Genomic DNA, 11788 nt, shown 5'->3' on the forward strand with positions numbered 1-11788 from the left:
GCCTGCCATGAAAAGCCTGCGTATTTCCCACAAGCTGTGGCTGTCCGTGGCGTGCGTCGTAGTGGCGCTCATCGCGATCATCACCGCGTCGGGCTACCGCTCGGCCCAAACCCAGGCCGAGGCCGACGCGCTCACCAAGGAGATGACGCTGCGCGTGCAGACGGCCACGCGCTGGGCCGGCCTCACCGAGACGAATGCGGCCCGCACCCTGGCCTTGTCGCTGAGCAATGAAAGCGCGGTGGCGCAGGCCTTCAAGGAGCAGATCCCGGCCACCTCGGCCCAGATCTCTGAGTTGCAGAAGCGCCTGGAAGGGCTGGATCTGTCGCCGGCCGACCGCGCCCAGATGCAGCGCATCGCCGAGGCGCGCAAGGCCATGATCGACCTGCGCGGGCAGGCCGCCAAGCTCAAGGAGGGCGGCAGCCAGGAGGAGGCGGTGCGCCTCGTGCAGCAGTCCTACATCCCTGCCGTGGCCACCTACCTGGGCACGCTGCGCGACTTCGTGCAGATGCAGGAGCGCGCCGCGGAGGAGCAGCTGGCCGAGATGGCCGCATCGCGCATGCTCACGGTGAAGCTGGCGGCGGGCGCCGTGGCGGTGCTGCTGCTGGGCATCGTGGCGGGGGCCTACCTGCTCATCGGCAGCATCCAGCGTCCTCTGGCCGAGGCCAACGCCATGGCGGCGCGCATCGCGGGCGGCGACCTGCGCAGCGACGGCGCCGAGGCCACGCGCGGCGACGAATTCGGCGAGCTGCTGCGCTCGCTGGCCAGCATGCGCCAGGCCCTGGCGCGCATGGTGCAGGAGGTGCGCCAGAGCACCGACAGCATCACCGTGGCCAGCGCCGAGATCGCCACCGGCAACCAGGACCTGTCGGCGCGCACCGAGCAGACCTCCAGCAACCTGCAGGAGACCGCCGCCGCCATGGAGGAGTTCACCAGCACCATCCAGCAGAGCGCGGGCAGCGCCAGCACGGCGAGCCAGCTGGCGGGCAGCGCCTCCGAGGTGGCACGCCGCGGCGGCACGGTGGTGACCGAGGTGGTTTCCACCATGGACGACATCCAGCAGAGCAGCCGTAAGATCGCCGACATCATCGGCGTGATCGACGGCATTGCCTTCCAGACCAACATCCTGGCGCTGAACGCCGCCGTGGAAGCCGCGCGCGCAGGCGAGCAAGGCCGGGGCTTCGCGGTGGTGGCCGGCGAGGTGCGCAGCCTGGCGCAGCGCAGCGCCGACGCGGCCAAGGAGATCAAGGGGCTGATCGGCACGTCGGTCGAGCGCGTGGAAAGCGGCTCGCGCCTGGTGCACGACGCGGGCGCCACCATGGCCGAGATCGTGCAGTCGGTGCAGCGCGTGGTGGACATGATCGGCGAGATCACCGCCGCGTCCGCCGAGCAGAGCGCAGGCATCTCGCAGGTGAACCAGGCCGTGGGCCAGCTCGACCAGATGACGCAGCAGAACGCCGCCCTGGTGGAGCAAAGCGCCGCCGCCGCGCAAAGCCTGCGCGAGCAGGCCGACCATCTGGCGCACGTGGTGTCGGCCTTCCGCACCGACGGGTCGGCGGCCCTGTCGGCACGCACACCAGCGCCAGCAGCACGGCCCGTGGCTGCGCCCCCGGCCAAGCCCGTTGCCGCCGCACCGCGCGTGGCAGCGGCCGGCGCGGCGCGCGCCGCAACTCCCAAGGCCCTGGCGGCGCCGGCAACCCCGGCAGGCGATGGCGACTGGGAGTCCTTCTAACACCGCGCCTTGAAACGGGCGCGCCTCCTAGGCGAGGGCCGCCGTGCAAGGGCCGCCTCGCCGCACGGGCGGCGTCCCCCTCCCGGAGCGCGCAGCGCGCAGAGAGAGAGGGGGAAGCGGCGCAGCCGCTCAGGGGGTGTCACTCCAGTTCCGCGATCAGCTCGATCTCGACGCATGCGCCCAGCGGGATCTGCGCCACGCCGAAGGCGCTGCGCGCGTGCTTGCCCTTGTCGCCGAACACCTGGCCGAACAGCTCGCTGGCGCCGTTGGTCACCAGGTGCTGCTCGGTGTAGTCGCCGGTGGAATTGACCAGGCTCATCACCTTCACGATGCGCTTGACGCGGTTCAGGTTGCCGTCCGTCGCGGCGTGCAGCGTGCCCAGCAGGTCGATGGCCACGGCGCGCGCCGCGGCCTGGCCTTCCTCGGTGGTGATGTTCTTGCCGAACTGCGCGGCCCAGGGCTTGCCGTCCTTGCGCGCGATGTGGCCGCTCAGGAATACCAGCTTGCCAGACTGCACGTAGGGCACGTAGGCTGCGGCGGGCACGGCCACGGGAGGCAGGGTGATGTCGAGTTCTTTCAGCTTGTCGTAAACGCTCATGGAGATTCCCTTGAAAACGGACGGCGGGCGCTATGGGGCCCAGGCAGGCGGCCGGCGCGCGGCGGGCGGCGCCGGTGCCCGCGAGTTTCACATAGATGCGCCGGGCCTACGCCATGGATGACCGTGGTGCGCGTCCGGCTTGGCGCCTGCCTGCGTGGCTGTGCGGCGGCCTGCTGGGCACGGCGCTGCAGTTGCAGCAGCCTGCGCTCTGGCACTGGCAGGCCTACGCGGTCGGGCTGGCCCTGGCGCTGCTGGCATCCGGCGCTCTGGCGTGCGCACCCGCGCCCGCCAGCCGGCGCGCGGCGCGCGTGCGCACCGCCTGCGTCGTCCTCGCGGGCGCCCTGCTGATGGGCAGCGTTTGCGGCCTGCGCGCCGGGGCGTTCCTGGCTGGGGCGCTCGACCCTGCGTGGGAAGGGCGCGACGTGCGCGTGACGGGCGTGGTCGCCGCCATGCCGCAGCCGCGCGAGACCGGGCTGCGCCTGCGGCTGGCCGTGGAAGCCGCGCAGGACGTGCAGCAGGGTGGCGCGCCCGTGCGTCTGCCTGAGCTGATCGACCTCACGTGGTACGCCGGCAGCCTGGACGGCGATGCCCAGGCCCCGCCGCCGCCCGTGCGCGCGGGCGAGCGCTGGCGCCTGGTCGTGCGCCTGAAGGCGCCGCACGGCGCGCGCAACCCCCACGGCTTCGACTACGAACTGTGGCTGTGGGAGCAGGGCGTGCAGGCCACGGGCTATGTGCGCACGGGTGCGCGCCTGGACGCGCTGCACGGCCCGCCCGAGCGCCTCGGGGCCACCTGGCATCACCCCGTCGAGCAATGGCGCCAGCGGGTGCGCGACGCCATCGTGCGCCACCTCGTGGCGCCGGCGGACGATGCCGCGCGCCGGCGCGCGGCGGGCGTGGTCGCCGCGCTGGTCACGGGGGACCAGCGTGCCATCGAGCGTGCCGACTGGGACGTGTTCCGCGCCACCGGCGTGGCCCACCTGATGAGCATCTCGGGCCTGCACATCACCCTGTTCGCCTGGCTCGCCGCTGCCCTGGTGGGCCGGGCCTGGCGGCGCAGCAGCACGCTGTGCCTGGCCGTGCCTGCCCCTGTGGCGGCGCTGGCAGGCGGCGTGCTGCTGGCGGGTGCCTATGCGCTCTTCAGCGGCTGGGGCGTGCCCGCGCAGCGCACGGTGTGCATGCTGGCCGTGGTGGCGCTCTTGCGCCTGTCGGGGCGGCGCTGGCCGTGGCCGCAGGTGTGGCTGCTGGCCTGCGCGGTGGTGCTGGCGCTGGACCCGTGGGCGCTGCTGCAGCCGGGCTTCTGGCTGAGCTTCGTAGCCGTGGCGGTGCTGTTTGCTACTGATCCGATAGCTGGTAGCGCTCGTGGAATAAGCGCTGGAGCCCGATTTCTTTCCATGCTGCGCGAGCAGTGGGTGATCACGTTGGCGATCACGCCGCTCACGCTGCTGCTGTTTGGGCAGGTGTCGCTCGTGGGCTTCGCGGCCAACGTGGTGGCCATTCCGTGGACCACGCTGGTGGTCACGCCGCTCGCGCTGGCGGGCGTGCTCTGGGCGCCGCTGTGGCAGGCGGCGGCGTGGTGCGTGCAGGGCCTGTCGGCGCTGCTGCACTGGCTGGCCGCATGGCCGTGGGCGCAGGCCGCGCTGCCCATGGCGCCGCTGTGGGCGGGGGCAGCGGCCGTGGTGGGCGGCGTGATTCTGGCGCTGCGCCTGCCCTGGCGCGCGCGCCTGCTGGGCCTGCCGCTGGTGCTGCCGGCCCTGTGGTGGCAGCCGCCGCGGCCCGATGCCGGCCAGTTCGAACTGCTGGCCGTGGACGTGGGACAGGGGCAGGCGGTGCTGGTGCGCACCGCGCGACACACCCTGCTCTACGACGCGGGCCCGCGCTACCACCAGGACAGCGATGCCGGCGAGCGCGTGCTCGTGCCGCTGCTGCGGGCCCTGGGCGAGCGGCTGGACATGCTGGTGCTGAGCCACGGCGACAGCGACCACACGGGCGGCGCCGTGGCGGTGCTGGCGCAGCACCCGCAGGCGCAGCTGCGCGGCTCCATCGAGGCTGGGCACCCGCTGCAGGCGCTGCATGCGGTGGAGCCCTGCGTCGCAGGGCAGCGCTGGCACTGGGACGGCGTGGGCTTCGAGGTGCTGCACCCACCCCGGGGTGCGCCGGCTGCCCGGCCCAATGCCCAGAGCTGCGTGCTGCGCGTCACGGCTGCCGCGGAGGGCGGGGGCGAGGGCGCCTCCGCGCTGCTCGCGGGGGACATCGAGCGTGCGCAGGAGCAGGCCCTGGTGGCCGGCGGCGCGCCGCTGGCGGCCGACCTGCTGCTTGTCCCGCACCACGGCAGCAAGACCTCGTCGAGCGACGCTTTCCTGGATGCGGTGCATCCCCGCACCGCGCTGGTGCAGGCGGGCTACCGCAACCGCTTCGGCCATCCGGCGGCGCCTGTGCTGCAGCGCTATGCGGACCGCGGCATCCCCGTGGTGCAGACGCCCTGGTGTGGTGCGGCCTCGTGGTCGTCGGCAGGGCTGGAGCCGGTGCGCTGCGAACGCCAGGCGTCTCAGCGCTACTGGCACCACCGCCCCGCTGCGGACTGAGGCCGGCAGACCTGGCGCGGGGCTTGCTATCCTGTGCACAGGAGGCACGCCCATGTTGAAGTTCGATGAGATGTACACCATGCTGCCCACGGAAGGCAGCGACGTGCGTGCGCACTACCGGCGGTACGGCCAGTGGCTGTCGCGCCAGAGTACCGAGGCCATGCAGGCCCGCCGCACCCAGGCCGAGATGATCTTCCGCCGCGTCGGCATCACCTTCGCGGTGTACGGCGCCAAGGACGAGGACGGCGCCGGCACCGAGCGGCTGATCCCGTTCGACCTGATCCCGCGCATCATTCCCGACCACGAGTGGCGCCGCATGCAGCAGGGCCTGGTGCAGCGCGTGACGGCGCTCAACCGATTCATCCACGACGTCTACCACGGGCAGGCGATCATCCGCGCGGGCATCGTGCCGGCCGACTTGATCGTGGGCAATGCCCAGTACCGCCCCGAGATGGAGGGTCTGGACGTGCCGCAGGGCGTGTACGCGCACATCGCGGGCATCGACATCGTGCGCGCGCCGGGCGAGGGCGGCGAGGGCATCTACTACGTGCTGGAGGACAACCTGCGCGTGCCCTCGGGCGTGTCGTACATGCTGGAGAACCGCAAGATGATGATGCGGCTCTTCCCCGAGCTGTTCTCCATGCACAGGGTGGCGCCCGTGGCGCACTACCCCGACCTGCTGCTGGACACGCTGCGCGCCAGCGCCCCCACGTCCAGCGCCGACCCCACGGTGGTGGTGCTCACGCCGGGCATGTACAACAGCGCCTACTTCGAGCACGCCTTCCTCGCGCAGCAGATGGGCGTGGAGCTGGTCGAGGGGCAGGACCTCGTGGTCAAGGACAACTTCGTCTACATGCGCACCACGCGCGGCCTGCAGAGGGTGGACGTGATCTACCGCCGCGTGGACGACGACTTCCTCGACCCGCAGGTGTTCCGCCCCACCTCCACGCTGGGCTGCGCGGGCCTCATGCAGGCCTATCGCGCGGGCAATGTCGCCATCTGCAACGCCGTGGGCACGGGCATCGCGGACGATAAGTCCGTCTACCCCTACGTGCCCGAGATGATCCGCTTCTACCTCGGCGAAGAGCCCATCCTGCAGAACGTGCCCACCTGGATGTGCCGCCGGCCCGACGACCTGAAATACGTGCTCGACCACCTCGGTGAACTGGTGGTCAAGGAAGTGCACGGCGCGGGCGGCTACGGCATGCTGATCGGCCCCGCGGCCACGAAAGCCGAGATCGAGGACTTCCGCGCCGCGCTGCTGGCCAACCCGGCCGGCTACATCGCGCAGCCCACGCTGAGCCTGTCGAGCTGCCCCACCTATGTGGAATCGGGCATCGCGCCGCGCCACATCGACCTGCGGCCCTTCGTGCTCTCGGGCCAGAAGGTGCAGATGGTGGCCGGCGGCCTCACGCGCGTGGCGCTCAAGGAAGGGTCGCTGGTCGTCAACTCCTCGCAAGGGGGCGGCACCAAGGACACCTGGGTGCTGGGAGAGGACGGCGCCGCGCCGCCGCTGCAATCGCAGTCCATGGGCGGCATGACGCAATCGCAGGGAGGAAACTGACATGCTGAGCCGCACCGCCGATCACCTGTTCTGGATGTCCCGCTACACCGAACGGGCAGAAAGGGCCGCCGCATGCGGGCCTTCGCCACAACACCGCGTGCGCGCGCAGCGCGTGCGGGGTTTTCTGCCCTACTTGCACAAGGAGGCCGCATGCTGAGCCGCACCGCCGATCACTTGTTCTGGATGTCCCGCTACACCGAACGGGCAGAAAACACCGCCCGCATGTTGAATGTGAGCTACGAGACCTCGCTGCTGCCGCAGTCCGCCGCCATGGCCCAGGAGGGCTGGAAGGGACTGCTGTCCATCAGCGAGCTGATTCCCGCCTACACGGCGCGCCATGGCGAGATCACGCCCGCGGGCGTGCTGGAGTTCATGGTGCGCGACGACGGCAACCCGTCGTCCATCGTCTCCTGCCTGCGTGCCGCGCGCGAGAACGCGCGTGCCGTGCGCGGCGCGCTCACCACCGAGGTCTGGGAAACGCAGAACCAGACCTGGCTGGAACTCTGCCGCCTGCTCAAGGGCGATGGTTTCGAGCGCGACCCGGGGCAGTTCTTCGAATGGGTGAAGTACCGCTCGCACCTCTCGCGCGGCGTGGTGCTGGGCACCATGCTGCAGGACGAGGCCTTCCACTTTCTGCGCCTGGGCACCTTCCTGGAGCGGGCCGACAACACCGCGCGCCTGCTGGACGTGAAGTTCCACGCGGTGCAGAGCGACTTCCACGGCACGGCGCGCGAGGCCGGCAACGGCGCGCGGCGCGCCACGCCGGAGGCCGACTTCTACCACTGGAGCGCCATCCTGCGCAGCGTCTCGGCCTTCGAGGTCTACCGCAAGGTCTACCGCGACGTGATCACGCCCGAGCGCGTGGCCGACCTGCTCATGCTGCGCCGGGACATGCCGCGCTCGCTGCATGCCAGCCTGCACGAGGTGGCCGACAACCTCGCCGTCGTCTCCAACGGCCAGTCGGCCGAGACGCAGCGCAAGGCCGGCCGGCTGCTGGCTGACCTGCGCTATGGCCGCATCGACGAGATCCTGGCCACCGGCCTGCATGCCTACCTCACCCAGTTCCTCGACCGGGTGAACGAGCTGGGCGCCGGCATCAGCCGCGACTTTCTCGTGCCGTCGCCGCACTGATCAGCGCGACGCGGCGTCCGGTGCGCTGTCCAGCGCGGCCAGGGTGCCGCTCTGGCCGCAGGGCGTGCCCGTGGGACGCGGCGCGACCACCAGGCTGTAGGTGCGCAGCACCGACGCTTCCAGTTCGCCCGATGCGCGCGCGCACTCCAGCTCCGCGATCACTTCGGCGCGCGTGCGGCCGGCAGATGCCGTGGCCGCCTGGGCCTGCTGCGCCTGCGTGGCTGCTTGTGCCTGGGGGGCCTGGGCCTGCGCGCCGGCGCCGGCTGCGAAGCCCAGCACGGCAATGGCGGCGGCGATGGCGCGGCGGGCAGAAAGACCCTGGAAGGGAAGCGTGAAGGTATTCATGACGATGCTCCTGGAGAGGCGTTGCCGGCGGCACCATGCCGTCCGTGGCGCCACTGTGGCGGGGCACGCCGCTGCGTCACAGCCGTTTGCGACGAACCGGCCGCCGGCGTGCGCGAGCTGCTGCGCACGGGGCGCGAATGCTCGCGGCTCAGCGCCGTGCGTTGCGCCGCTGTTCGCGCAGCATGAACAGGTAGAGGCCCTCGACCTTCTCGCGCGCCCAGGGTGTCTTGCGCAGGAACCGCAGGCTGGAGGCGACGCTCGGATCGTTCTGGAAGCACCGCACGGGAATGCGGCTCGACAGCCCGTCCCAGCCGAAATGCTGCTGCAGCGCGACCACCATCGCCTCCAGCGTGATGCCGTGCAGCGGATTGCGGGGCTGAGCCGGAGGCGGCGAAGCGGGGGATGGGGAGGCATCGGTCATGGGCGGCGAGCATACGCCCATGGCTGGGCCTCAAGCCAAAATGGACTCCAGCGCTTGCTGGATAAGCGCTACCAGCTATTAAAAGGGGAGCTTGCGGGCCGTCATCGCCGCTGCAGCTGCGGCTCGCCCGCCAACAGCTCCGCGGCCCAGTCCACGAACGCGCGCACCTTGGCGCTCAGGTGGCGGTTCGGTGGGTACACGACGTAGACGGGCAGCAGCGGGTGCGACCAGCCGTCGAGCACGCGCACGAGTTCGCCGCGCTCGACGTGCTGCTGTGCCTGGAAGGTGGTGATCTGCCCCACGCCCTGGCCCGCCACGAGGGCGTTCACGTAGGCGTTGCTCTCGTTGACGGCGAGTTGCGAGGGGCCGGAAATTTCGATCACTTCGCTATTCCGGTGGAATTCGAGCGGATAGCGGCGCGCGGACACGGGCGAGAAATAGATCACGCTCCTGTGGCCGCCTTCCAGGTCCAGCGGATGCTGTGGCGTGCCATGCCGCGCCAGGTAGCCGGGCGCGGCCACGGTGATGAACTCCAGGTTGCCGATGCGCCGCGCCACGAGCGACTGGTCGGCCAGCTCGCCGCCGCGGATCACGCAGTCCACGTTGTCGCCGATCAGGTCCACGGTGCGGTCGCTCACGCCCAGGTCGATCTGGATGTCGGGATAGCGCTCCTGGAACTGCGCCAGACGCGGCACGATGAGCAGCCGCGCCACCGAGGTGCCCACGTCCACGCGCAGCCGCCCGCGCGGGCTGGCGCGGGCCTGGCCCATGCTGGCCTCGATGTCGTCGAAATCGGCCAGCAGGCGCACGGTGCGGTCGTAATACGCTGCCCCGTCCGCCGTGACGGTGACGCGGCGCGTGGTGCGGTTAAGCAGCTTCACGCGCAGCCGCGCTTCGAGGGCCTGCACGTGCTTGGTCACGGTGGCCTTGGGCAATTGCAACGAATCGGCTGCGCGCGTGAACGTGCCGGCTTCCACCACCCGCGCGAATATGCGCATGGCCTGTATCTGGTCCATGTGCTCTCCTTGTTCTGGCCCCATGGCAGGGGCCGGGGAATTCTCACACGCACGCCCCGTGCCGATTGTTCGGCAATCGGAAACACTGCGGCGGCATTTCGCTGGTTTATCGTGGGTGGCCGCGCGCCTACATTTCCATCACCCGGTCCTGCCGGTCTCCGCCATGTCCAAGCTCCCACCGCCATCGTCATCGCCATCCGTCTGCACCGACGCCACCATTGAGGTGGCCAAGGGGCAGGAGGTCGCCGTACGCCTGTACGGCCGCAAGAAGGCGGGCGAGGTGCTGCCGCTGGTGGTGCATTTCCACGGCGGCGCGTTCGTGTCGGGCGATCTCGACAACGGCTGCACCGTGGGCGGGCTGCTGGAGGCCGCTGGCGCGCGCGTGGTGTCGGTGGCCTATCCGCTGTCGCCCGAGCACCCGTTCCCCCAGCCGCTGGAAACGGGCTACGCCGTGCTCAAGTGGGCGTTCAAGCGCCGTGCGCGGCTGGCCGGCCAGGGTGCGCCCGTGTACCTGGCGGGCGAGGAGGCCGGGGGCAACCTGGCGGCCGGCGTGTGCCTGATGGCGCGCGACCAGTCGCATCCGCCGCTGGCGGGGCAGATCCTGCTGTCGCCCATGCTCGACCCCTGCGTGGGCACCCCGTCGCTGCGCGCGGCCACGGGCGAATCCACGGCATGCAAGTGGGCCGACGGCTGGCTCAAGTTCCTGCGCTGCGCGCGCGATGCCGAGCACCCGTACGCCGTGCCCGGCACCGCCCAGCGGCTGGCGGGCCTGCCGCCCACGCTGGTGCTGGTGGGCGACGCAGACCCCATGCGCGACGAGGCCCTGGCCTATGCCGCGCGGCTGGAGGCGGCCGGGCTTTCCGTCACGCGCCACATCTTCACGCAGGTGGAACAGTGGCCCGAGGCGCTGCTGCAGCCCCGAGCGAACCCTTGCCCCTGCTCGGCGCAGGTGCAGGAGCAGCTCCGTCTGTTCTTCGAGGCCACCCGATGTCCGCCCTCGGCGATGCCTGAGGCCTGACACCCCGCCTTACACCACCCGGCGCTTTTCTCCTGCTTGCTTTTCCGGCCTTCCGTGCCGGAGGGAGGAGCGTTGCCTGCATTTACCGCATTTCGTTGATTTGGAAGACACGGAGGAATCACCATGAACTCGCCACTTTTCTCATCGTCCCGCCGCCGCTGGTGGACCGCCGCCGGTGCGGCCGCCGCCATCGCCGGCGGCGCGGTCTTCGGGCTGCAGAGCTCGCATGCCGAAGCGCCCGCCGAAGGTGCCGCGCCCCCCGCCGTTCCCGTTTCCGTGGCAGCGGTGCTGCAGCAGGACATCGCCCTGTGGGACGAATTCTCCGGCCGGCTCGAAGCCGTGCAGCGCGTGGACGTGCGCCCGCGCGTGCCCGGCGCCGTGCAGGCCGTGCACTTCCGCGAAGGGGCGCTGGTGAAGCAGGGCGACCTGCTCTTCACCGTGGACCCGGCGCCCTACGCGGCCGAGGTGGACCGGGCCGAGGCGCAGGTCGTCGCGGCGCAGGCCCGCGTGTCGTACACGCGCAGCGAGATGGAACGCGCCGCGCGCCTGTGGGAGGAGCGCGCCATCGCCCAGCGCGAGCACGACGAGCGCGTGAACGCCCAGCGCGAGGCCGACGCCAACCTGCGCGCCGCGCAGGCCGCGCTGCAGACCGCGCGGCTGAACCTGGGCTACACGCAGGTGCGCGCCCCGGTGGCGGGCCGCGTGGGCCGCATCGAGGTCACCGTGGGCAACCTCGTGGCCTCGGGCGCCGGCGCGCCGGTGCTGACCACGCTGGTCTCGGTGAGCCCGATCTACGCGAGCTTCGACACCGACGAGCAGATCGTCGCGCGGGCGCTCGAAGGCCTGCGCTCCGGCAAGAGCGCACGCACCGCAATCGAGAGCATTCCGGTGCAGATGGGCACGGGCACCACGGGCGGCACGCCGCACGCGGGGCACCTGCAGCTCATCGACAACCAGGTGGACGCGAGGAGCGGCACGGTGCGCGTGCGGGCGGTGTTCGACAACGCCGACGGCGCCCTCATGCCGGGCCAGTTCGCGCGCATCCGCATGGGCCAGGCGCGCAGCACGCAGGCCGTGCTGATCAACGAGCGCGCCGTGGGCACCGACCAGAACAAGAAGTTCGTGATGGTGGTCGGCGAGGGCGACAAGGCCGAGTACCGCGAGGTACAGCTGGGCGCGCCCGTGGACGGGCTGCGCATCGTCACTTCCGGATTGAAGGCCGGCGAGCGCATCGTCGTCAACGGCCTGCAGCGCGTGCGCCCCGGCGCGCAGGTCGCCCCGCAGGACGTGCCCATGGCCGCCAAGGCCGAACTGGCGGGCGAAGGCGCGCAGGCGCGCGCCACGCCCAGGCAGCCCGCCGCCTGAGCGCGCCGTGGCTAGAAAG

The 11788-nt window shown here is 71.4% G+C and carries 11 protein-coding genes; 7 read left to right on the plus strand and 4 right to left on the minus strand.

The annotated features are described in order from the left end of the window. Positions 1–7 precede the first annotated feature (7 nt). Positions 8–1729, plus strand: coding sequence for a methyl-accepting chemotaxis protein (locus AVS7_RS02660; RefSeq protein ID WP_020226971.1), 1722 nt, complete (start codon positions 8–10; stop codon positions 1727–1729). Between the two features lie 139 nt (positions 1730–1868). Here AVS7_RS02660 and AVS7_RS02665 read toward each other — a convergent pair whose 3' ends face one another. Then, positions 1869–2327, minus strand: a complete 459-nt coding sequence (locus AVS7_RS02665) for a RidA family protein (protein ID WP_020226972.1) — start codon at positions 2325–2327, stop codon at positions 1869–1871. Positions 2328–2440: 113 nt separating this feature from the next. Between AVS7_RS02665 and AVS7_RS02670 the strand changes: the two genes are divergently transcribed. From AVS7_RS02670 to AVS7_RS02680, 4 genes are read left to right on the plus strand one after another with little or no spacing between them, the layout of a single operon-like run. After that, the gene (locus AVS7_RS02670; protein ID WP_020226973.1) at positions 2441–4909 is read left to right on the plus strand and encodes a DNA internalization-related competence protein ComEC/Rec2; all 2469 of its coding nucleotides are present in this window, start codon (positions 2441–2443) and stop codon (positions 4907–4909) included. Positions 4910–4961: 52 nt separating this feature from the next. Further along, positions 4962–6473: a circularly permuted type 2 ATP-grasp protein gene (locus AVS7_RS02675; RefSeq protein WP_020226974.1), complete on the plus strand. Its 1512-nt coding sequence runs from the start codon at positions 4962–4964 to the stop codon at positions 6471–6473. A gap of 1 nt (position 6474) precedes the next feature. Then, on the plus strand, positions 6475–6630 hold the full coding sequence (locus AVS7_RS23450; protein ID WP_082176323.1) for an alpha-E domain-containing protein: 156 nt from the start codon (positions 6475–6477) through the stop codon (positions 6628–6630). Further along, positions 6624–7604, plus strand: coding sequence for an alpha-E domain-containing protein (locus AVS7_RS02680; RefSeq protein WP_020226975.1), 981 nt, complete (start codon positions 6624–6626; stop codon positions 7602–7604). The genes AVS7_RS23450 and AVS7_RS02680 overlap by 7 nt, the downstream gene beginning before the upstream one ends. Here AVS7_RS02680 and AVS7_RS25010 read toward each other — a convergent pair whose 3' ends face one another. From AVS7_RS25010 to AVS7_RS02695, 3 genes are all read right to left on the minus strand, one after another. Next, entirely contained in the window at positions 7605–7949 is a 345-nt protein-coding gene (locus AVS7_RS25010) for a hypothetical protein (protein ID WP_020226976.1), read from the minus strand. 148 nt (positions 7950–8097) lie between these two features. Then, on the minus strand, positions 8098–8370 hold the full coding sequence (locus AVS7_RS02690) for a VF530 family DNA-binding protein (protein ID WP_034689862.1): 273 nt from the start codon (positions 8368–8370) through the stop codon (positions 8098–8100). A 101-nt stretch (positions 8371–8471) separates the two neighbouring features. Further along, entirely contained in the window at positions 8472–9386 is a 915-nt protein-coding gene (locus AVS7_RS02695) for a LysR family transcriptional regulator (RefSeq protein WP_020226978.1), read from the minus strand. A 163-nt stretch (positions 9387–9549) separates the two neighbouring features. Here AVS7_RS02695 and AVS7_RS02700 point away from each other — a divergent pair, with 163 nt between their 5' ends. Beyond that, positions 9550–10404 (plus strand): alpha/beta hydrolase, encoded by an 855-nt coding sequence (locus AVS7_RS02700; protein WP_034689803.1) that lies wholly within the window; start codon positions 9550–9552, stop codon positions 10402–10404. Between the two features lie 123 nt (positions 10405–10527). Continuing rightward, on the plus strand, positions 10528–11769 hold the full coding sequence (locus AVS7_RS02705; protein WP_020226980.1) for an efflux RND transporter periplasmic adaptor subunit: 1242 nt from the start codon (positions 10528–10530) through the stop codon (positions 11767–11769). Positions 11770–11788: the final 19 nt, after the last annotated feature.

The sequence above is a fragment of the Acidovorax sp. MR-S7 genome, assembly GCF_000400995.2.
Lineage (GTDB): Bacteria > Pseudomonadota > Gammaproteobacteria > Burkholderiales > Burkholderiaceae_C > MR-S7.